Raw genomic sequence first — 23,253 nt, forward strand, 5'->3', positions numbered from 1 at the left:
TTTTTGACTGTTATGTGCCGGTTTTCCCTCTTTCTGTTCCTGATTACTGGATTTCTTGTTACCTCCTGCAAGGACAACAAAACCCTCTTTACTTCTTTGTCGCCCGACGAAACCGGTATTCGCTTTGCCAACCGGATTACCGAAAACGACACCCTGAATATCCTTACCTTTGAGTATGTGTACAACGGTGGCGGAGTGGCCCTGGGTGATTTTAATAACGATAGCCTGCCGGATGTCTACTTCACCGGAAATACCACCGGTAACAAACTGTACCTGAACAAAGGCGATTTCAAATTTGATGACATTACGGAGAAAGCCGGTGTTGGGGCAGAAAAAAAGTGGTCGTCAGGCGTTGCCCTGATTGACATTAACAATGACGGCCTGCTGGATATTTACGTATGTGCCACGGCCAGAAAAGGCGTGGCGGATCGCACCAACATGCTGTACGTGAACCAGGGTCCTGGCCGCGACCAGGTACCTGTTTTCAAAGAAATGGCGCAGGAATACGGTATAGCCGATACCACCCATACTACCACCGCCGCTTTTTTTGACTACGATAACGACGGTGACCCCGACCTGTTCCTGGTTGTTAACGAAATGGACGACCGAAACTTCCCCAACAAGTACCACGAGAAAATCCGGGATGGCTCTTCCAAACGGACCGACCGCCTCTACCGCAACGACTGGGATGCGACCCTCGGCCACCCGGTTTTTACCAATGTATCCAAAGAAGCCGGTATCCTTATTGAAGGATACGGGTTGGGAGTAAATATTACGGATATTAATCAGGATGGCTGGAAGGATATATACGTCACCAATGATTACCTCACCAACGACCTGCTGTACATCAATAATCAGGATGGTACCTTCACCGACCAGGCCGCGAGCTACTTTAAGCATACTTCCCACTCGGCCATGGGCAATGACATCAGCGACATCAATAACGATGGTCTGGTAGATGTGGTGGCGGTGGATATGATGCCCGCTACCAACTACCGGAAGAAAATGATGACCCCGGCCAGCAGCTATATTACCTACCAGAACAATGACCGGTTTGGCTACCAGCACCAGTACGCCCGCAATACCTTACAATTGAACCAGGGGAAAGATCCGGCCAGCGGACAACCGGTATTTAGTGATATTGGTCTGTTGGCGGGTGTGGCCGAAACCGACTGGAGCTGGGCTCCTATGGTTACTGACTTCGATAACGACGGAAAGCGGGATATAATCATTACAAATGGTTTTCCCCGCGACATTACTGATATGGATTTTATAGCCTACCGGGCCGAAATATCCAGCATAGTTACTAAGATGGATATGCTACAGTACATACCATCGGTTAAGCTCAAGAACTTTGCTTTTCATAACAAAGGAAACTTACAGTTTGAAGATGTTACCGACCAATGGGGCATTAAAGAACCCAGTTTTTCCAATGGAGCCGCCTACGCCGACCTGGACGGGGATGGGGATCTGGATTATATCGTTAACAATATCAATGATTCGGCTTCGGTGTACCGCAATAACCTTATTCAGCTAAGACCGGATGAAAGTAACTACCTGCGTGTAAACCTGAAAGGCAGATCGACCAACCCAATGGGCCTCGGAGCCTGGATCGAGATCCAGTACCAGGGTGGGCAGAAGCAGGTATATGAGCATACACCCTACCGGGGGTACCTTTCTACGGTAGAGCAGGTCGCTCATTTCGGCCTGGGCAAAACGCAAAAAGTAGACCAGCTAAAAATAGTCTGGCCGGGCGGAAAGACCCAGGTACTAAAAGATATTAAGGCCAACCAGGTACTGACCCTAAGTGAGCAAAACGCCGCTGATCCAGACCCGGAGGAAGTTATTGCCGGGGCAGGCCCAAGTACCCTATTTAGTGATATTACGGGTACGCTCAACCTGGGATATAAGCACGAAGAGATGGATGTCATTGATTTTAACCTCCAGAAACTACTACCCCACAAGCTGTCGCAGTTTGGGCCCGCGCTGGCCGTGGGCGATGTTAACGGGGATGGCCGGGACGACCTTTTTGTGGGGGGCTCCTACCAGCATAAGGGCCGTTTTATGATCCAGAACGCCAATGGTCAGTTTACGGAAAAGGACCTGCTACCGGGAGAGGACGGATTGCCCAAAACCAGCGAAGACATGGGCGTACTACTCTTTGACGCCGACGGTGACGGAGACCTGGACCTCTATATTGTCAGTGGCAGTTACGAATTTCAGGCAAATTCGCCGGCCTTACAGGACCAGTTGTTCCTGAACGACGGAAGCGGTAGCTTTCAGTTGGCCACGCAGGCTTTACCGGCCTTCCTGAGCAGTGGTTCCTGCGTGAAGGCGGCCGACTATGACCGGGATGGCGACCTCGACCTTTTTGTAGGGGGCCGGGTTGAGCCGGGTGCATATCCCAAACCGGTTTCCAGCTACATTTTGCGGAATGATTCGTCTCGGGGCCAGGTAAAATTTACGGATATTACGGCGCAGGTGGCCAAACCACTCGGGAACATTGGCCTGGTTTGCGATGCCCTTTGGACCGACTTCGATAACGACGGCTGGGTTGATCTGCTACTGGCGGGAGAATGGATGCCCCTGACTTTTCTCAAAAACAATAATGGCCAGCTACAACCAGCTACCAGCGGTTTGGAAGGGTACAAAGGGTGGTGGAACAGCCTTACCGCCGGTGATTTTGACAACGATGGCGACATAGATTACATAGCCGGGAACCTGGGTACTAATACCCTCAACCGGGCCAGCGATCGGCAGCCCATCGGTATGTATGCTAAGGATTTTAACAACGATGGTTTCTTTGATGCCATTCCAACGGTATTCTATAAAGCCCAGGATGGTACTCCTAAGGAATTCCCCTACAATACCCGAGATGAACTGGGCAAACAGATAATTCAGGCGCGTCAGCGCTACCAGGAATACGGAAAGTACTCGCAGGCTACCATTACCGATATTTTAAAGGCCGAGGAACTGAAAGACGCCCTGGTACTCCGGGCCAACTGGATGAAAAGCAGCTACCTGGAAAATCAGGGCAATGGTACCTTTAAAATTAAGGAGCTACCCGTACAGGCGCAGCTGGCTCCCCTGTTTGGTATGGTAACCGAAGACGTAGACCAGGACGGGAATCTGGACGTAATACTGACCGGAAATAACTACGCATCGGAGACAGCCATTGGTCGGTACGACGCCTTTTACGGTCTGGTACTTAAAGGAGATGGCAAAGGAAACTTCCAGCCATTGTTACCTCAGCAAAGTGGGTTTTGTCTACCTGGCGATGCCAAAGCTGCCGTTCGCTTGGCCGATGCCCAGGGGCAGCTTCTGGTGGCCGCCTCCCAGAACCGCGACCAGCTGAAATTCTTTGCCAGTACAAAACCGGTGCGACGAATTCCGCTGGCTCCCCTGGAAACCACTGCCCTGCTGCAATTAAAAAATGGCCAGACCCGAAGGGAAGAAGTAGGCTATGGATCTTCATTCCTGTCGCAATCGGCTCATGCGCTCCTGGTAGGTGATGACGTAGTAAGCGTAGAGATTCTGGATAATAAAGGCAACAAGCGAAAAGTAACGTTTTAATCAAAGTAAAAAAGGTAGTCTATAGTACATGAACTTTTGTACTTAGGCTACCTTTCACTAACCTTTCCTCATTTGGCTGAACAGACGCAAAATATTGCGTCTCTACGTGTTCAATTTATTTTCCACTTCAACCTACCTCCTCACCACTACCACCCGCTTTTTGAACTGTCGGATAGCGCCATTGGCGTCAAAGGCATCAATAAGCAACAGGTAGTAGCCCATCGGCACAGCGGCTCCGCGCTCATCCGTACCATCCCAGCTTACCTGACCCCGGGTACCTATCAGTTGATTTTGAACCAGATTTTTTACAAGTCGTCCCTGTACATCGAAAATTCGGATGGTACCTACGATACCCGCCGTCGATAGGGTATAGCTGATGGTGGTCAGGTCGTCGGCACCATCTCCGTCGGGGGTAAAAGCTTCGGGTTCTACCACAAAACCATCGGTTTCATCACCTCGACTACCTTGTGAGTTGGCGTAGCCGGGCGTGGCGTACCCTACCGTAGAGGCCGCCGAGTGCCAGTTGGAAGGGTTATTGGTTGGCGCATCAATGTACCTGCGTTCCAGTGAAACGCCTTCCCGGCTGGTCAGCAGGGCCGAATGAAAGTTTTCGTGGTAGTCAAAACGGTCAAAAATTCGCCCCTGTTGATCACGTAGTACTACTCCACCCTGCACGTTCGGAAATTGAGGCAGGGAAGCTACGGCCAGAAATCGGGCCGGGCGGGCCGAAGGGTACTGCTGCCGCAGGATAGCCAGGTCGGTCGTAAAGGCCAGGTATTCATTCGGTCCCAGCAGTACATCATTGGTGGTTAGGGTACGAAAATTGGCCGGAAGCCCGGCGCTTACGTTGCCAATTGTCCAGTTTCTAAGATTTATATAGCTTGCAGTCCGATTATAAATTTCAACGAAGTCTACCCCACCGGTGCGCGGATTAAAAAGAATTTCGTTCAGTACCACATCTCCCGAGTCGGCCCGGGAAGGTAATCCCAGCGGTATTCGGGCCTCCCGAAGCAGATTACCGGCGCAGTCAGTAATGTTACGAACCACCAGCTCGTAAGGCTGCTGCTCCAGCAGGGGGGTGTCCAGGGTGAGCGTAACCCGCCTGAACTCGGGTGTTTCAAGTACCTGCCGCACAATTTGCCGTCCGGAAACCGAGAAACCGCCCCCACTGACGCTACTACTATCCAACCGCTCACTGAACAATACTACCACCTGATCCGCCGCCGCTATTTCTATCCGCTCCACCCTGGGAGGCACCAGGTCCGGATTGGAAGCCCGGGCCGCATTGATTTGCCCCGGGGTACCGCCCCGCACGTCGGTGGATACCTGCCAGTTTTCGGCTTCGCCGCATGGGTAGTCGGTATCTACCATTTCGAGTGCGTAACCGCCTTGCCGCCGGTCGGCTGGCCACCAGCGGTCTGAGTACGTAACCGCAAATACCAACTGCCCCCGGTTATTCCGTAGGGCCAGGGTAGCACCTTCGTTCGGCAACGTAACCGAACTGAGGCCTATAGTTTTCCCAAAGGGTAGCAGCAGAGGTACTGAACTGCGCCCGGTTACGATCACATACTGTCCGGGGGCTATCACCGAATCCGGGAAAACGGCCGAGCGGGTACCCGTTTCCAGGCGCCATCCGCGGAGGGGCAGCGGCTGTGCCGTTCGGTTGAAAATTTCAATGTACTCCGCGTCGGGCAGGCCTACCCGGGGTGTGGGGTCGGCCATGATTTCCGTAATGACCACACTGTTGTAACCTTGCCCCAAAGCAACGGGTGAAAGGCTCAACAGGTAAAGTAGCGGTACTGCGGAAAACTTCTTCATAGGGGTGTGTAAAAAATGAAAATGCAGATTCCCTTCGAAATCTGCATCACTATCATTTGCCGCAAGCCTTTAATCAGCCTTCCCTCCGTACCGTATCCGGTGAAAATGCCGGTACACACAGCGACCAGTACTAACAGGGTTCATCAAACGGGTTGGAGTACCGTACCCGGGTGCCGCGTTGGATCAATATAGTCTCGCCGGCCCTCAGTATCAGGGTTTCTCCTTCTACCTCAAACTGCTTCTTACCCCTGACCAGGATAGTTACCTCGTCAAATTCGGGCGTTTGAAACGGCTCGCCCCAGCCCGGTGGGGCTACCATGTGGGCCACACTAAAAGCTCCACCGTGGGTCGAGGCACGTCCGTAATGTTCTTCTATTAGCTTACCGTCGGTGGTAGGTACCACAAACGGATTGGTTTGTCGGATATAAGGCACTGCTATTATCCTTTGATGACTAACAACTATTCGTTGTGGCCGTTAACCTTTGACTCGTCAGCTTTCGCAGAGTTATTGGCTGGCGCAGAAGCCGTTTTTCTGTTAGCCCCGGCAGTTGTTTTGCGGGTATTGGCCCGGGACGAAGCCGATTTGGTAACGGCCGGTTGGGCGTTTGCCACGGTTCCTGACCGCCGGGCCGGGGTAGGTACTGCGGCCGATATCACTGCCAAAGTGGCCGCTGCCGCTGGTTGGCTGGCTTCTTTTTTGGCTCTTTTCCCAACCGCCCTCGCGGCATTCTTCTGGGCTTTAGCTTCTTTTTTCTCCGCTTTTTTATTTTCCTTTTTGCCCCTTACTTCTACCTTTTTCTTTAATTTCTTCAGGCCTTTCTCTTTTTCCTTCTCCTCTTTCTTTACGAGTTTAAGTACCTTACTGGCCAGCTTTTCAGCCGCTTTCTCGACTGATTTCTTTATTTTTTTTGACTTGGCACTAACCTCACCCAATTGCGCCTCAAGGGTACTGGCAATTTCGGCAGCTAGTTTTTTCTTGGTAGATTTCATATAGAATTGAATAGGTATAGTAAGCAGGAAAAATTAACCTTTTTAGAAGACCAGAGGGCTGCTTAAACATACAAGTACCACTCTTACCAGATATATAGCAAATTTGTTCGATTATATTTTTGTTAATTTTTGTTTTACAAACTCCCAAAGCACGATTCCCGCCGAAACGGACACATTAAAAGAATGCTTGGTTCCAAACTGTGGAATTTCGATACAACTATCCACCAGGTCAATTACTTCATCAGCAACGCCCTCCACCTCGTTTCCAAATACAAAGGCATAGGGTACATCAGGTCCGGGACTAAACTCCTGGAGCAGGGTACTACCTTCGGCCTGCTCGACCGCTACTACCCTGTACCCTTCCGCTTTTAACCGTACTACGGCCTCCGAAGTACTTTCTATTTTTTCCCAGGCCACCGATACCTCGGCCCCCAGGGCACTACGGGTAATTTCGCGGTGGGGCGGACTCTGGGTAAAGCCGCAGAGATATATTTTGCTGGCCCGGAAGGCATCGGCCGTCCTGAAAAAAGATCCCACGTTATTGAGGCTCCGGATATTGTCCAGTACAATTACAAAGGGAAATTTATCGGCGTTTTTGAATCCTTCCACCGATAACCGGTCCATTTCTTCAATTAATAGTTTACGCATTGTTTTAAAGGGGAATATAATTTCATTCTTTCGGGTCCAAACCTACAACGAAAGAAGGTGACAAAAAAAGCTGGTAAAACTGGATGTAGTCAAACAAGGCCCGGATCAAAGAGTTATAGGCTAATCGAGAACTGAATTTTGTTCGTATATTTAAAATTCACCTATCCGGTACCTGATGCGGGCACTATCCATCCTCCTGCTGTTACTACTTACCCTTGTCTTTCCTTCAAACGGGCAGGTGGACTGGCCCCTTGACCCCACGCTGCCCTGCCTTGCCCCCTCCCCTTCTGCCCGGGAGTTGCAAGCCTACGCAGCCGCCTACCAGCAGTATAAAACACAGAATGAGTCTACAGCCCGAAAACAGGCAACTCAGGTGGCCATTAAGGTTCATCACGTACTTACCAGCCAGGGACAAGGCGACGTTTCGGCTTACCTCGCGCAGGTTTTTACGGTCCTGAATGCCAAATTTGCCCCCATGGGCCTGAGCTTTTTTCAGTTTGGTACCATCAACTACATCCGGAGCGATGAATTTTATGATCTCGCGATGAGTGAGGACAAAGCCCTTACCTCGACCCACAATGTCCATAATGCCGTTAATCTTTATTTTGTGGGCAATGCCGACGGAGCCAACGGATACGCCTATCCTCCCAGCCTGGATTCAACCAAAAATACCAGTCACTGGAACTCCCTCTTTATTTCTACCAACCGCACTACCCCGCCGGCCCAAATCATCAACGAAGTAATTCCCCACGAAATGGGCCACTATTTTGGTCTGCTGCATACCCACGAACACGGCACCGCCGGTAACCTCGACCCCACTACCCGTGAGTACGTAACCCGGGGAGCCGCCGCCAACTGCGCCTACGCCGGTGACCAGATCTGTGACACACCCGCTGACCCCTACCTTTTGCTTATCGCCTCGGACCGGCAACTGGCGCAGTCAATTTGCTCTTCTTCCTTTTTTACCAACCTGGACCCGAGGCGCGAACTGTACCGCCCTGATGTTACCAACCTAATGTCGTACTACCGGGGCTGCCGCACCAGCTTTACGCCCCAACAATACGACCGTATGCGGTGGGGGCTGTCCCTGCGAAACCAGGTCAATCCGGACCCGGCCGACCGGTACTATATTGACGGGCAGCTTAGGTTCCTGCTGGAACCTACTACCGCTACCTACTGCGCCGGCTCCGAATTACAGGTCGGGTTGCGCCAGTACGGAGCCCCCGAAGAGGGAAATCAGTTCCGCCTCCGGTTGTCCGGTACTACTGGTACCAATGCGGTAGAAGTACCCGCTACCCTACTGGACAATACCAGACTCCGGGTGGCTTTACCCGCAAATTTGCCTTCGGGTACTTACCAGGTGCAGGTAGTAGGCAGCCGCCCGGCGGTAGTGTCCGCTGCCACTCCCGTACCTATTACCGGAATACCCCAGGTGACCGTCGATCAGGTCAACGGAAAACTGGTCCTGCGGGCCAGTAACGCCAGCAGCCACCAATGGTACCGCGACGGCGTGGCGCTGAAAGACTCAACCAGGCAGCTGCTATACCCCGCAGGAGCAGGCGCTTATACGGTACAGGTAAGCCAGGCGGGTTGTACAGCTGCTTCGGAGCCGTTTGTCATTACGGCAACCGATCCGGCTAACCAGGCATCAATCCTGGTTTATCCCAATCCAAACCGGGGTTCGTTCTGGGTGGAAGTACCCGTCCACACCTCCCCCGAACAAACGGCCGTTTTTTCCCTGAGCGGTCAGCCTCTGTTCCACGAATTATTATCTACCTCCGATCAGCACCGGAGCTTTATCCGGATGCAGGCTCCCCCCGGTACCTACCTGTTACGGATCACCATCGGCGGCCAGACCAGCAGCACTACCTTCGTAATTGACCGATAACCTCTAATTTCTTACTACCCTGGCTGCTACTTTGCCCGGTACCTTGTCAAACCGCTCAGAAGGGTTAATTTTGTAAATGGCTTGAGGCGGGAGGAAAAGTGTCCTCCGCCCGGGGAGCTCTCCGGCAATTACGTACCTTTTATATTTCAATATACCTTTGGCAAAGTCAGCGACAAAAGAAACTCCGCTTAACCGACAATACAATCAGATAAAGACCAAGTACCCCGGTGCGTTGCTGCTTTTCCGGGTGGGTGATTTTTACGAAACTTTTGGCGAGGATGCGGTCCGGGCCTCCCGGATTCTGGGTATTGTCCTGACGCGCCGTAACAACGGTGGAGCGCACGAGGAACTGGCGGGATTCCCACACCATTCCCTGGACACCTACCTGCCCAAGCTGGTGCGGGCCGGCGAGCGGGTGGCCATCTGCGACCAGCTCGAAGACCCCGCTACCGCCAAGGGGATCGTCAAACGGGGCGTGACCGAACTGGTTACGCCCGGTGTTTCGCTGAACGACAACGTTCTGGACATTCGCCGGAACAATTATCTGGCGGCGGTACACCTGGGTAAGGACGATCTGCACGGGGTATCGTTTCTGGATATTTCTACGGGGGAATTTTTAACTACCCAGGGAAGCGCCGCCTATATAGACAAGATGCTGCAGGGCTTTTCCCCTTCGGAAGTACTGTTCTGTAAAAAGGAGAAGCAGCAGTTTATTGAACGCTTCGGCGACAAGTTTCATACGTTCCAACTCGAGGACTGGTGCTTTGGCTACGACTTTGGCTACGAACAGCTGACTACGCATTTCCGTACGACTACCCTTAAAGGCTTTGGCATCGAAGGCCTGCCCCTGGGTATTACGGCGGCGGGGGTTATACTGCACTACCTGCACGAAACCGAACACAAAGAAACCAGCCACATTAACCGCATAACGCGGCTGGAAGAAGATAAGTACGTATGGCTGGACCGCTTTACGGTCCGGAACCTGGAACTGGTGTTTCCTCAGCAGGAAGGCGGGGTACCCCTCATCCAAATCCTGGACCAGACCGTAACCCCCATGGGCGCGCGCTTGCTGCGCAAGTGGATTGTTCTGCCTTTGAAGGAAAAAACACCCATTGAAGAGCGGCTCAATACCGTAGACCTGCTCTTAAAGGATGAAGACCTGCACGAAGCCCTGACGCAGTACCTCCGCCAGATTGGCGACCTGGAGCGGCTTATTTCCAAAGTTGCCGTGCGGCGTATCAGTCCGCGGGAACTGGTGCAGCTTAAAAAATCATTGAAACAGATTGCTCCCATTAAAGAGTTGCTGGGAAATCCGGCCGTAAAAATCAGTGCCCTGCGAAAGCACGCCGACCAGCTGAACTCCTGTGAGTACCTGCTGGATAAAATAGAAGCCGAACTACGCGAAGACGCTCCTCTGGTGACGAATCAGGGGGGTATGATAAAAAGTGGCATTGACCCCGAGCTGGACGAACTACACAGCATCTCCTTTGCCGGTAAAGACTACCTGCTCAAACTACAGAACCGCGAAATAGAGCGTACGGGTATTCCTTCTCTTAAAATAGCTTATAACAAAGTATTTGGCTACTACCTGGAAGTTACCAATGCTCATAAAAACAAAGTACCTAACGACTGGATCCGAAAGCAAACGCTGGTTAACGCCGAGCGGTACATTACCCCCGAACTGAAAGAGTACGAAGAGAAAATTCTGAGCGCCGAAGATAAAATCGCGGCCATTGAGCTGCGCATTTTCAACGATCTGATCCTGGCGGTGTCGGAGTACCTCACTGCTATTCAGCAAAACGCCCGCATTGTGTCGGTGCTGGATGCGTTGGGTTCTTTTGCGCAGGTAGCCCGTAAGCATAATTACGTCCGGCCGGTGATTACCGAAGGCAAAGAACTGGACATTAAGGACGGCCGCCATGCGGTTATTGAGCAGCAACTGCCGTTAGGGGAAAGTTACGTACCCAACGACCTCTTCCTCGACGACCAGACCCAGCAGATCATCATTATTACCGGCCCGAATATGGCCGGAAAGTCGGCCCTGCTGCGCCAGACCGCCCTCATCGTGCTTATGGCCCAAATGGGTTGCTATGTACCGGCCCGCGCCGCTACCATCGGAATTATTGACAAGATATTCACCCGCGTGGGTGCGAGCGATAACCTCAGCCGGGGCGAAAGTACCTTTATGGTCGAAATGACCGAAACGGCCAGTATCCTGAACAACCTCAGCGACCGCAGCCTGGTACTTATGGATGAGATAGGGCGGGGTACCAGTACCTACGACGGTGTATCCATAGCCTGGGCCATTGCCGAGTACCTGCACAATCACCCGCATTCACACCCCAAAACGCTCTTTGCCACGCATTACCACGAGCTAAACCAGCTGGCCGAGGACTTCCCCCGCATTAAGAATTTTAACGTAGCCGTAAAGGAGGTGGATAACAAGGTGATTTTCCTGCGCAAACTCAAACCCGGCGGCAGCGAACACAGCTTTGGTATCCACGTGGCCCAAATAGCCGGTATGCCCCAGCTCATTGTACTGCGGGCTAGTGAAATCATGCAGCACCTGGAAAAAGACCACGTACCCGAAACCAACCAGAAAAAGGTACGGGAGATGCCCAAAAACAACTTTCAACTCAGCATATTCGAACCCGCCGACCCCCGGCTGGAAGAGCTGAAAGAAAAGTTGTCGGTCATTGATGTCAACACGCTTTCACCCATTGAGGCGCTATTAAAGCTTAACGAACTGAAGAAGCTCATTTCCTAAAGGTGGTTACCCGTAAAGCTGTCGTGTCATTTGTTTGCAATCTTTGGTCGGTACCGGCTACTGGCGGCAGGGCTTTTCTGCTTACTTTCCGGGTCAGATTATTTACTTCGTTAACCCACATGAGCATTCCTTTTTTATTCCAATGCCCATCGCCCACATGGTAGTAGTCAATCGTATTTTTTAATTTGCTGTACATGTCTATCATCTGAAAACGCCCCGCTGACTCTTTCATTATTCTTGGTATCAGCCGGTTATAGCCTTCATTGGGAGCCAGAATAGTGGCCTTGTTGGGAATAATGGCAAAGTACACCTCATCGAATCCCATTTGGCGATAATGCCGGTATACCTTGTCCATATTATTCACAAACTGGGTTACTACGGTATCGGGAATCGGATAGAAGGAGGAGGTGTAACCTACGGTCCGGCTGGCCTCGTTCTGGTAGAACAGATACTTCTTATCGCTGGAAAGTACATTGTTACCGTCTACCTTGTTCAATAGCCACAGATTTACCCAGGCCTTGAATTCTTTTAACAATAAAAAAGGGCCGTAGTTTCCCAGCAGTAGCTGAAGTCGCTCTTCAACGGCATGGCCTCCGAAGTCACCCCAAATCCCCAGATTGACCGAAGGGTTATTTTTAAACCTCTTTCTGGTAGTCGCCGTATAGTACCCCGCGTTTTCAATATACGTATTGAAGTAATCGTAGTTGCTGAACCGGTCAGCGATACCCCGTTCGACGTTCTCGATAATCAGGATATTTACCTGATTAGGATTCAGGGTTATTTCCCGGCTGCTCACCCCTACTCTTTCAAACTCCGTTTGGCCTGCACAATAGGACTCCAGCGGAATCCGGTCGATGAAACTATCCCCAAACAGGTATAAATGTACATCAGCCTGCCGTTTATGGCGGGGGAAATCTAGCGGAGTTAAAACAGATTGGGTAGCATAATCCCGCTCCTTAAAAGTGCGGAGGTTGGTAAGGTTATATAAGTCGCCGTAGCGGTTGGGCGAGGGGAAAAAGCGACTGTTCGTCCAGGCATAGAACAAGGCATCTGAATTGGCAATAATAATGAATCCCAATGCTATGCCCGCAACGAGAATGCTGAGAAATCTAAGTACCATAGGTCCTGCGCATTTAGAATTGAAAATAGATAAACTGGTTAGAGTTGTAAATTCCAAACAGGTAAATCAGGGTACAGGCACACAGGAAGAGGACATAGAAACGGGTAGTATGGCTGGTGTCAATATGAGGGTAAAAGCGCTCCTTAAAAATGAGAAAAGTAATTAAAAAGAAACTGAAAATTATTTCAGCCCGGGAGAGCGTAGTTGAAAGTTGAAAGTCGGTAGGGAAAATCATTTTTTGAATAATATAAAACGCATCCGAAAGCGACGACGCTCTGAAAAATACCCAGGCCAGCATGACCAGTAAAAAGGTAATGATAACATTCAGTACCTGAGTCCAGGGCGTTGGGGTCAGCTTTAGCGCAGGCAGGTGGTCGTCACGCAGCTTGGCCAGTACCAGATAGGTACCGTGCAAAAAACCCCAAACTATAAAATTCCAGCTGGCACCGTGCCAGAGCCCGCTAACCACAAACACCAGCATCAGGTTGGCATATATCCTACCCTCGGCCACCCGGTTTCCCCCCAGCGGAATGTATAGGTAGTCTCTGAACCAGGTAGAAAGGGATATGTGCCAGCGCCCCCAAAACTCTGAAATTGATTTGGACAAATAGGGGCTCCGGAAATTCGTCATCAGGTCAAAGCCCATGACCTTTGCGGCCCCGATTGCCATGTCGGAGTAACCCGAGAAGTCACAGTAAATTTGAAAAGTATAGAAAAACGTAGCAACCAGTAGGGTAGTACCCGAATGCCCCTCCGGCATCCGGTACGCATGATCGACCATCAGGGCCAGTCGGTCGGCAATGACTACTTTCTTGAACATTCCCCAGGCCATTTGCATCAACCCGCTTTTTACCGCTTCCCAATCAAAGGAATGGTACCGATGAAACTGCGGAAGTACATTCTGAGGGCGCTCAATGGGGCCAGCCACCAGCTGCGGGTAAAACATCACGTACAGGGAGTAAATCCCAAAATGCCGCTCGGCGGGCTGATTCCCCCGGTAAACCTCAATAGTGTAGCTCATGGCCTGGAAGGTATGAAAAGACAGACCAATGGGCAGTATTATACCCGGTATTACCTCCCCCAACATGGGTAGTGGCTTTGGTAAACTCAGCAGCTGCAGAAAGGCGGTGTTTATATTGTCAACTAAAAAGTCGTAGTACTTAAAAAAAGCCAGAAAGCCAATATTGGAGAGGAGGCTAATAATCAGGATGACTTTCCGGGTCTGGCCCGTATGTTTTTCAATCCAGAGACCGGCGAGGTAATCGACAATTATAGTTACCGCCAGGATAAGGATGTAGACCGGCTTAAAAGCCATATAAAAATAACAGCTCGCAAAAAGGAGCAACCGCCACCTCCCCCCCCACCCAAGGTTAAAATAGCAGGCTGTTATGATTATAAAGAAAAGCAGAAAGTGTAAAGAGTTAAACAGCATACGCCTCGTAACATTATTGGTGATAACTCTACTGGTTATTCTAAAATCCGCGCCCACAAACCATTATCACTTCACCAAAACGTTACTAGATATACGTTTGTTAAAAAATTTCATTTTGCCCTAAATCTCGTCTGTATCCTATTTTTTATTTGTACATTTAAATAATTAAAAAATAGCCGGATTAATACTACCAAACACCCTGATTGAATTCTTTCACCACCCTGACCAGTTCTGTTTTTGGGCAACGAGGAGCATGAGCCGGAAGAATCACGTTGCGCAAAATTAAGGAAGTTACCTGGTAGTATACAAGCGTTACTTTTGATTTTTAGTAAAATGAGTCTTTTTTAGTATACATTTCAGCAGATGAACCGAAGAAAATTTCTTGAACAAAGTACCCTGGCCTCCCTTACCGCCGGGGCCTGGATGCTGGTACCTGCTACCGGCCAGGCCGCTCGGGTACGCACCTCGGCCAATGAAAAAATAACGGTCGGCCTGATTGGCTGCAACAACATGGGCTTTGGGATACTCAGCCACGCCCTTAACCAGCCCAATGTGGAATGCGTGGGCCTGAGTGATATTGACGAAAGTGTCCTGAACCGGCGGGCCGAAGAGGTACTTAAAAAGCAGGGGAAAAAGCCCCAGCTCTACGGCGATTTCCGAAAGCTACTGGATAACAAAGATATTGACGCGGTGATAGTAGGTACCCCCGACCACTGGCACTGCCTGGCCATGGCCTACGCCTGCGAGGCGGGTAAGGATGTGTACGTAGAAAAGCCCATGGCCAACTCCATTGGAGAGTGCAACGCCATGGTAAAAGCCGCCCGGCACTACCAGCGGGTGGTGCAGGTAGGACAGCAGCAGCGCAGTGGCGAGCTCTGGCAAAATGCCATGGGATTTATCAAGGCGGGCGGACTCGGCTCAGTACGGAAAGTACACAGCTGGGCCAACTTCAACTACGCCGCCGGACGCCCCAAAGTACCCGACCAGCCCGTACCCGCCGGGGTGGACTTCAATCAGTGGCTGGGACCGGCCCCGGAGCGGACTTTTAACCCCAGCCGTTTCCACGGCTCCTGGCGGATGTTCTGGGACTATGGCGGCGGCCTGATGACCGACTGGGGCGCTCACCTGCTGGACATGGCTTTATGGGTAAAGGATGTGAAGTCGGCACCGCTGTCAGTGTCGGCTACGGGTGGTAACTTTTTCAATCCCGACTTCCACCACGAAACCTTCGACACCCTGAGCGCGGTATACCAGCTTCCCGACTACTCTATAACCTGGGAGCATAGCGCGGGCCTCCAGAAAGGCCCCTACGGTCGCTCCTATGGACTGGCTTTTATTGGCAATGAAGCTACCATGGTTGTGGACCGCAACAGCTGGGAGGTGTTTCCCGAATCAGATAAGGGTGCTTTTAAAGCGCCAGAAATGGCTCAGAAAGGCTGGAAGGAAAGCCACGACCGACACGTCAAGAACTGGTTAGAATGCATCCGGGAGCGCAAGGAGACGAACTGCCCCGTTGAAACCGGCCGAATGGTAGCCATGTACGCCCACATGGGTAACATAGCCCTGCGAACCAACAGTCGGCTGGAGTGGGACGAGAAGAGCCAGAACTTTGGAAAAAACAAGGCCGCCAACGCACTTATCACTCCTGATTATAGAAAACCCTGGGTACTTCCCAGGGTGTAACTCGTAGTTTTTAACTAAACATGACAAGATTTATTATTGCCCTGCTGGGTACCTTCCTGATAACAGCGGGGTTGGTTCAGGCTGAGGTACCTATGGGTACTTCCAATTCAAAAACGCCACCGCTGGAAGTACCCAGGTGGAAAGTGCAGGATATTTCTTTTAAAGTAAAAAAACTTCCCCCCGGCTCTCCGTTTGACATTACCTTCGGGGCTACTTTCCGTGGTCCCGGGCAAACTAGCCTCCGGATTCCCGGCTTTTACAACGACAATGGCGAATGGGTGGTGCGGTTTTCCCCCACGGCGGAGGGTGAATGGACGTACGAAACCTACTCCTCCCTGGCTGAACTCACCGGCAAATCCGGTAAGCTGACGGCCACGCCCAACCGGAACAGCAATCAGCATGGGGCCGTAAGGGTAGACCCGAAAGACCCGCGCAAGTTTGTTTACGAAGATGGTACGCCCTATTTCAGCCTGGCATTTGAGCTGGACTGGCTCTTTGCGCTGGACTACGGCAACAAGGATGATATTCCCCGCACACGGCAAATTACCGGAGCGATCAGGGACAACGGGTTCAATCAGGTAGTGATGAACGTATACGCCTACGGGGTAAACTGGTCAACGGCTCAAAACGTACCCGCCGAATACGAATACAAAAAGCCAGGTTACTCTCCTTTTTTAGGTACTAATGAAAAGCCTGATTTTTCGGGACTGAATATTGATTTCTTCAAGCACTTCGACCGGGTCATTGAGCACCTGAACGAGCAGGGTGTAGTGGCGCACATCATGATTTACGTCTGGAACAAGAACGTCAACTGGCCGGACATGTACTCCTGGGCCGACAACCTCTACTACGACTACATCATAGCCCGCTACCAGGCCTATCCCAACATCATCTGGGATGTTTCCAAGGAAGCTCTGGACTACGGCCGTGTCGATATACCCTACATCAACGAACGAATCAGTCGCCTCCGGAGCCAGGATCAGTACAAGCGCCTCGTCACGGTGCACGACTACGAATACTGCTCCCGCGAACCCGACAAGGTGGATTTCATCTCCATCCAGAGCTGGCGGAACGACCTGTACTCGCTCATGCTTCAGGCCTATAACCGCTACCCCCGCAAGCCCGTCATGAACATTGAACATGGTGGCTACGAAGAAGGCCCTTATCATACGTTTGAAGGCAACTACACCAGTCCCGAAATTTGTCTTATCCGAAATCTGGAATGTGTTTTCGCGGGCGTTTATTCAACCTACTACTGGCAGAATACCTCCTGGAATATCGTTATTTATGACCCTCTGCGAAAAGGCCACTCCTTCGCCCCGCCCCGCTTTGACTACTACCGGCACATGCAGCAATTTTTTACCAAGTATAACTTTAATGAGCTGGTGCCTTCCACGCCAAAAATTACTACCAATAGTCGGGTAGGTGCCGACAACCTGGCCAGCAGTGGACTTCCTCTCTCCAACGGGAAAGATTTGTTTATTTACCTGGTACCAGCCAGCAACTACCAGATTAACGCCGTACTGCCCGAGCCCCCGGGCGGTAAGCTGGAAGTAACATGGTTCAATCCATTTACGGGTGAATACAAAGAAACCGGAAGTACCCCCTGGTCTAACTGGAAGGCCTTGAAATCACCCTGGAAGGATACGTACAGCCTGGTAGTAGTAAGGCTGAAATAACCTCTTCTCACCTTTTGGAGCAACTAAACAGTTTTTGTAGAAATTTTTCTGGCTCTATTCCAACCAAATCTTTGTTATATGAATCTTACTGGTACTTTTTAGGAGTAAGATTAAAAACTTAGTAACAAAGAATTAGCTATGAAAAAGGTATTTTTAAGTTTGGGAGTAATGCTGGCAGTGCTTATGGGAATAGCCTGCCAGCCCGAAAAAGTGGATGCCCTGAAAAGCGAACGAACTTCCGCCACGGCTGAGCTAACTGGTACCTGGAAGTTCAAACATTTCGGGGATAAAGCAGAGTACCCTTATGAGGTTACGCTGGAATTCAAGGGGGTACCCGATGAAAATGGAAAGCTGATGTTATCCGGAAGGTCCTCGGTGAATTACTACTTTGCCGCTTACCAGGCCGATGCTTCCAATAATACGCTGGCGGTGGCTGATCTGGGAAGTACCCGGATGGGAGGCTCACCGGAAGCCATGCAGTTTGAGCAGCGGTACTTTGAGCTACTGAAAAACGCGGCTACGTATCAGATCAAGGATTCCGGAGAGACGCTCGTCATCCTGAGCAACGGCCTTTCCAATCAAAGCCTCCACTTTCAGCGGAGTAAGTAGGTTTCTTGCTAAACACCACTATTTTCTGGTCCTCTGCCCAAAAGCAGGGGACTTTTCTTTTAAAGAACCCGACCTTACACCACCCGGGGTGAGTAGCCACAAGCCCCTGGATGTCTTATTAGTACTTTCGTAAGTTTGCGCAAAACCTGTACGCTCCGTATGAATAAGTACCTGTTACTTTTCTCCCTGCTCCTGCTAATCACGGCGGCAACGCAGGCCCAGTACCGTAACTTTTCCCCCTTCTACCAGGCTACGGCTACCACCAATCCCGCCCTCCTGCGCGAATCGTGGCCGGCCCGCTGGATTGGTCACCCCACCATCGATCCTACCGATTATGGTATTTACCATTTCCGCAAAAGCATTGATTTGCCGGCCCGGCCGCAAAGCTATGTAGTACACGTATCAGCCGACAACCGGTACCGGCTCTACGTTAATGGCAAAGAAGTAGCCAAAGGCCCCGCTCGCGGGGATAAAGCGCACTGGCGTTACGAAACGATAGACCTGGCCCCGCACCTGACCGCCGGAAAAAATATCCTGGCCGCCGAGGTGTGGAACTTCGCCCAGCACGCACCCATCGCGCAGGTATCCAACCATACAGGTTTTATTATGCAGGGAAATACCGAAGCAGAAAAAGCCGTCAATACCGACAACAGCTGGCTGGTGACCCAGAATGAAGCCTACGCGCCCATTCCTTTTGGACCGATAGCCTTCCGGGGCTACTACGTAACGGGTCCGGGCGAAAAAGTGGACGCCACCCGCTACCCCTGGGGCTGGCAGCAGGCCGACTACGACGACAGCCAGTGGCAGAAAGCAAAATCTTTTGGTCAGGGCGCTCCTTACGGCCTCAGTCGCGACAGCCAGTGGGGGCTGGTGCCCCGCCCCATTCCGATGATGGAAGAGCAGCTGGTGCGGATACCCAAAGTAGCGCGTACCAGTCTGGGAAAAATTCAGGAAGGATTCCTGGCGGGAAAAGGCGATTTGACCATTCCGGCTAATTCCAAAGGTACCATCCTGCTCGACCAGACTTACCTGACCAACGCCTACCCGCACCTGCTCGTGAGCGGGGGCCGCGGCAGCGAAATAAAGATGACGTATCAGGAAGCGCTTTACGACAAAGACTGGAAAAAAGGCAATCGTAACGAAATTGAGGGTAAGGAAATCATTGGGCACTACGACATTTTTCAACCCGACGGCGGGGCGCGTCGGCAGTTCCGTCCGCTCTGGTTCCGGACCTACCGTTACCTACAGCTGGACATAGATACCAAAGGAGAACCCCTGGTTATTCACGACCTGTACGGCACCTTTACCGGTTATCCGTTTGAAGAAAAGGGTAGCTTTAAGAGCAACGACCCGGTACTTAGCCAGATCTGGAACGTAGGCTGGCGTACCGCCCGCCTCTGCGCCATCGAAACCTACGTGGACTGTCCCTACTGGGAGCAACTGCAGTACATTGGCGATACCCGCATTCAGGCGCTTATTTCACTTTACGTATCCGGCGACGACCGGCTGGCGCGGCAGGCCCTGATGCACTTTGACGAGTCTCGCATTCCGGAGGGACTGACGGCCAGCCGCTATCCGCACGCGCTGCAGCAGCTCATACCGCCCTACTCGCTCTTCCACATCGCCATGATCCACGACTACTACCAATACCGCGACGACCTGCCCTTTGTGCGGTCGCTGTACCCGGGGGTGCAGAGTGTACTAAGCTGGTTTGAAAGGCACGTGGGAGAAAAGGGAATGCTGCACAACCTGCCCTGGTGGAATTTTGTGGATCATAAGCCCTTTCACGGCAAGGATAACCTACCCATTGGTAAGGATGAATATACTTCCAATATCACGCTACAGTACGCCTACGCCCTGGACTACGCCGCCGAACTGGCCGACGCCCTGGGCCGCCCCGACGATGCCCGGCAGTACCGCAGCCAGTCGGTCCGGCTTAAAAAAGCGACCTACGACCTTTGCTGGGACGAGAGCCGGGGCCTGCTCGCTGATGCGCCCGATAAGCAATTTTTCAGCAAGCACGCCAACCTGTTCGCTATCCTGACCAACACAGTACCCACCGGGCGGCAACCCGAAATCATGCAAAAGGTACTTTCAGATAAGAGTCTGACACCCACCACCATCTATTTCGACTTTTATACCAACCGGGCCCTGGAGAAAGTAGGGATGGCCAACGACTACCTTAACCATCTACAGCCCTGGCGCAACATGCTGGACCTGGGTCTGACTACCTTTGCCGAACAGGAAGACCCTACCCGTTCCGACTGCCACGCCTGGAGCGCCAGTCCCAACTACGACCTGCTGGCCACCGTATGCGGCATCAAGCCCGGCAGCCCCGGCTTCAAGACGGTACGAATTGAGCCTGCCCTGGGCTCACTGCAGCAGGCTTCCGGGAAGGTACCTCATCCGGCCGGTGATATTCTCGTTAGCTACACCCGGCAGTCCAACGGCCGCCTGAAGGCGGATATTACCCTTCCCGCTGGTCTGACGGGTACCCTGGTCTGGCGGGGCGAACAAATACCCCTGAAAGGAGGAAAGCAGACTATCGAAAAGTAGTTTTTAGCGGTCCAATAAAACAGAAGCGGGAGGCTGATTGGCCTCCCGCTTCTGTTTTAAACTATCCCCGGCCCTTTTTCTTCCGGGCGTTGGCAATCATATCATTAAAAATCTTTCGCTGCGCTATCAGCGCCTGTACTTTATCGGCGGGGTCGGTGCGGCATTCCAGCAAGATCCAGCCTTTGTAGTCCATACCTACAAAAAGGTCCATCAACTGCTGGTACGGATAGCTGGTATCGTCCAGTTCCCGCACATGAACTGTATCGCCAAAGCGGTTTTTGACCAGATTGAAGTTGTGGACCAGCCCCTCCCCTTTCAAATCCTCCGGATTACAGTTCCAGCACACGGTGGCGTTGCGGCTGTCGGCATGGTCCATGATGGTTTTGATGTTGGGCAGGTCCTGGGTTTCGTTGCCGTGTACTTCCAGCCGGATCTGCTGGCCGAAATCGGCGGCATACTTTCCCAGTTCACCCAGCGCCCGGCCAATCTGCTCCAGCGTTTTTTCGTGGGGTACATCTTTATGAAACTGATTAGGCTTTACTTTCACGCCGGTCCCCCCGACATCAGCACTCAACCTGACAAACTCTTTGGTTCTTTCTATAGACGCTTTCAGTTTGGCCGGATCGGGCGAGTCATACTGTTCGTTGGTACCCATACCCACAATTTTGACGGGGCTGTCGGCAAAGCTTTTCTTTACTTCTTTCCGGGCGGCAGCCGAAAGATCGGGCATGACCTTGTGGGCGTGGTCCACGCGTAGCTCAACGCCCCCTATGTCCGAAGCCGCGCAGTTTTTTATCAGGGTAGGTACGTCCCAATCCTTTCCCCACAGGTAGGTCACCAGCCCCAGCTTCATTTGGGACGCCTTCAGTAATTCCGCCGAAGATGCGTGCGCCAAACCGGGTAGGGCCGCTACACCTGCCAGGAGCGACAGATCTCTGATGAATTCTTTTCTGCTGATGTTTTTCATTGGTAATGATTTAGGAATATGTAAGTACTAAATAAATTCTATTAACGGGCAACAATCCGGGGTCGGGCCGTCCGGGCAAACGAATACGCAAAGAGCTGGTAGCCAATCAGTCGAATATTGCGCTTCCCCTCAAAGTCTGCCTTTTCAAACTGGCTTACCATATCCCGGTATGCCTCTTCAAACGTACGGTTTTTCCCCTTCACCTGGTAGTAATCAGCCATAAATTCGGGCTCGGCACTAAACAGTACTATGACATCCAGCGTTCGGTTTTGCTTTTGAGCCTCCTTTCCCAGGTAGGTAAAGCGCTCCCTCAGGTACTCAAACTCCGGTACTTTACGGTAAGCATGTACCAAAATCCGGTCGAGCATTCTGACCAGGGTACCCGCCTGCTTCGCCTCCTGCCGGGCCGGATTTATAAACCACCCGATATAAGCCTCCCTGATCCGGGGTGGACTGCCCCGCCGGGCTTTCTGCTGCATCAGTTCCAGGATGCGCGCATAGCAGTCAAAGTTACACTCACTTCCATTGTTCCACCATTCATTCTCAAGATTATAAGCCGTAAAACGCTCCATGGGCTCCGTACGCGAGCTGTCGTACTGTACCATCTGGACAAAGTCCCGGGATATGCCACGCACGGCCGCTACCTGCGAAATACCGTAGTCCACGCGGGCTTTCCGGATAAACCGCGCCAGGCTGTCCTGCCCGGTTTTTCGGACCATTACCTTATGGAGGTCATAGAGGCTGATGGCATTAAATCCGTTTCCCACGCACCACTGTAGTACCGAGTCTTCGCGAGGGCTGTTACCAAGTATGGTAGTAAATTCATCCAGATAAATACCCCGGTACGTTGGAGCCCCCACCGCTCCGGCAGGCTGCGCCACCGCAGGTACCTCTACCCAAACAGACAACAGAAAGCCCGCTACGACCGCCGGAACTACCCGGATTCCACTTAGAAAACATTTCACAACTTTGACGGCATTTGGTGCTAATTCCTTATTTGTTAACTTCCAGACACTTGCCTACCGCCCCGATTATTGTAACTAAACGATAAAACTCCGTTTTTCTACTTAAAAATCTAACTTTCCTGGCTTAGCGGCGGGTAACGGTGCAACTCAATTCGCGTTCAAAGCGAGGTAATCATAAAAGGGACATTGGAATAAGGTACCTAACGTCTTTTAATTGTAACACTCCGAGTCGGAGGTATCGAGTTGGTGCCAGTAACCAGGAGGTTGGTGTAGGACGTGGAGCTGTCCGGGAGGAAGGGGGAAATATTAATAATTTCTTAATCTAAGGGGTACCGGGCCCGGTACGCTTAGCCATTTTCTTTCAGCATCCGGATAAAATCATCTTCGTACTGCTTAATGGCTTTCAGCAGTGCCTCCAGTTCTTTTTTTTCGGGAGTACCCGGTTTGGCGTTATAGATTTCATCGGCCCGCTCGGAGGCCTTTTCGTACTCATCTTCGTTATTTATCTTGATCATGATCGTCTGTTTTTGGTTAAGTCGTTCGGTTCAGCTTTCCGGA

At 51.6% G+C, this 23,253-nt stretch carries 16 protein-coding genes; 7 read left to right on the forward strand and 9 right to left on the reverse strand.

Annotated elements, in window-relative coordinates; translation table 11 throughout:
- The first annotated feature begins 12 nt into the window (after positions 1 to 12).
- A complete protein-coding gene (locus VGN67_RS04525) occupies positions 13 to 3,573 on the forward strand; it encodes an FG-GAP-like repeat-containing protein (protein WP_327485584.1) in 3,561 nt (1,186 codons plus the stop codon).
- Positions 3,574 to 3,705: 132 nt separating this feature from the next.
- On the opposite strand, the gene VGN67_RS04530 is transcribed toward VGN67_RS04525, so the two are convergent.
- From VGN67_RS04530 to VGN67_RS04545, 4 genes are all read right to left on the reverse strand, one after another.
- Positions 3,706 to 5,391 (reverse strand): lamin tail domain-containing protein, encoded by a 1,686-nt coding sequence (locus VGN67_RS04530; protein WP_327485585.1) that lies wholly within the window; start codon positions 5,389 to 5,391, stop codon positions 3,706 to 3,708.
- A 130-nt stretch (positions 5,392 to 5,521) separates the two neighbouring features.
- Positions 5,522 to 5,824, reverse strand: coding sequence for a cupin domain-containing protein (locus VGN67_RS04535; RefSeq protein ID WP_327485586.1), 303 nt, complete (start codon positions 5,822 to 5,824; stop codon positions 5,522 to 5,524).
- A 26-nt stretch (positions 5,825 to 5,850) separates the two neighbouring features.
- Positions 5,851 to 6,381: a hypothetical protein gene (locus VGN67_RS04540; protein ID WP_327485587.1), complete on the reverse strand. Its 531-nt coding sequence runs from the start codon at positions 6,379 to 6,381 to the stop codon at positions 5,851 to 5,853.
- A gap of 111 nt (positions 6,382 to 6,492) precedes the next feature.
- A complete protein-coding gene (locus VGN67_RS04545) occupies positions 6,493 to 7,029 on the reverse strand; it encodes an RNA methyltransferase (RefSeq protein ID WP_327485588.1) in 537 nt (178 codons plus the stop codon).
- Between the two features lie 175 nt (positions 7,030 to 7,204).
- Here VGN67_RS04545 and VGN67_RS04550 point away from each other — a divergent pair, with 175 nt between their 5' ends.
- Positions 7,205 to 8,917, forward strand: a complete 1,713-nt coding sequence (locus VGN67_RS04550; RefSeq protein ID WP_327485589.1) for a zinc-dependent metalloprotease — start codon at positions 7,205 to 7,207, stop codon at positions 8,915 to 8,917.
- A gap of 157 nt (positions 8,918 to 9,074) precedes the next feature.
- A complete protein-coding gene (gene mutS, locus VGN67_RS04555; protein WP_327485590.1) occupies positions 9,075 to 11,684 on the forward strand; it encodes a DNA mismatch repair protein MutS in 2,610 nt (869 codons plus the stop codon).
- Here the strand turns inward: mutS and VGN67_RS04560 are convergent.
- Positions 11,674 to 12,804 (reverse strand): hypothetical protein, encoded by a 1,131-nt coding sequence (locus VGN67_RS04560; protein WP_327485591.1) that lies wholly within the window; start codon positions 12,802 to 12,804, stop codon positions 11,674 to 11,676. The two genes, mutS and VGN67_RS04560, sit on opposite strands and share 11 nt — an antisense overlap.
- Positions 12,805 to 12,817: 13 nt before the next feature.
- Positions 12,818 to 14,236 (reverse strand): MBOAT family O-acyltransferase, encoded by a 1,419-nt coding sequence (locus VGN67_RS04565; protein ID WP_327485592.1) that lies wholly within the window; start codon positions 14,234 to 14,236, stop codon positions 12,818 to 12,820.
- Positions 14,237 to 14,599: 363 nt separating this feature from the next.
- Here VGN67_RS04565 and VGN67_RS04570 point away from each other — a divergent pair, with 363 nt between their 5' ends.
- From VGN67_RS04570 to VGN67_RS04585, 4 genes are all read left to right on the forward strand, one after another.
- Complete coding sequence (locus VGN67_RS04570; RefSeq protein ID WP_327485593.1) at positions 14,600 to 15,919, forward strand: Gfo/Idh/MocA family oxidoreductase; 1,320 nt, start codon at positions 14,600 to 14,602, stop codon at positions 15,917 to 15,919.
- Positions 15,920 to 15,939: 20 nt separating this feature from the next.
- A complete protein-coding gene (locus tag VGN67_RS04575) occupies positions 15,940 to 17,598 on the forward strand; it encodes a DUF5060 domain-containing protein (RefSeq protein WP_327485594.1) in 1,659 nt (552 codons plus the stop codon).
- Between the two features lie 138 nt (positions 17,599 to 17,736).
- Positions 17,737 to 18,207 carry an META domain-containing protein gene (locus VGN67_RS04580; RefSeq protein WP_327485595.1) on the forward strand — a complete coding sequence of 157 codons (471 nt, stop codon included), beginning with the start codon at positions 17,737 to 17,739 and terminating at the stop codon, positions 18,205 to 18,207.
- A gap of 159 nt (positions 18,208 to 18,366) precedes the next feature.
- Complete coding sequence (locus VGN67_RS04585) at positions 18,367 to 20,763, forward strand: alpha-L-rhamnosidase C-terminal domain-containing protein (RefSeq protein ID WP_327485596.1); 2,397 nt, start codon at positions 18,367 to 18,369, stop codon at positions 20,761 to 20,763.
- Between the two features lie 61 nt (positions 20,764 to 20,824).
- Here VGN67_RS04585 and VGN67_RS04590 read toward each other — a convergent pair whose 3' ends face one another.
- The 3 genes from VGN67_RS04590 to VGN67_RS04600 all read right to left on the reverse strand — a co-directional run bounded on the left by VGN67_RS04590 (position 20,825) and on the right by VGN67_RS04600 (position 23,210).
- Positions 20,825 to 21,730, reverse strand: a complete 906-nt coding sequence (locus tag VGN67_RS04590) for a sugar phosphate isomerase/epimerase family protein (protein ID WP_327485597.1) — start codon at positions 21,728 to 21,730, stop codon at positions 20,825 to 20,827.
- A 41-nt stretch (positions 21,731 to 21,771) separates the two neighbouring features.
- The gene (locus VGN67_RS04595; protein WP_327485598.1) at positions 21,772 to 22,695 is read right to left on the reverse strand and encodes a hypothetical protein; all 924 of its coding nucleotides are present in this window, start codon (positions 22,693 to 22,695) and stop codon (positions 21,772 to 21,774) included.
- A gap of 347 nt (positions 22,696 to 23,042) precedes the next feature.
- Positions 23,043 to 23,210 carry a hypothetical protein gene (locus tag VGN67_RS04600; RefSeq protein WP_327485599.1) on the reverse strand — a complete coding sequence of 56 codons (168 nt, stop codon included), beginning with the start codon at positions 23,208 to 23,210 and terminating at the stop codon, positions 23,043 to 23,045.
- Between the last annotated feature and the right edge of the window lie 43 nt (positions 23,211 to 23,253).

The organism is Telluribacter sp., assembly GCF_035998675.1.
Lineage (GTDB): Bacteria > Bacteroidota > Bacteroidia > Cytophagales > Spirosomataceae > Telluribacter.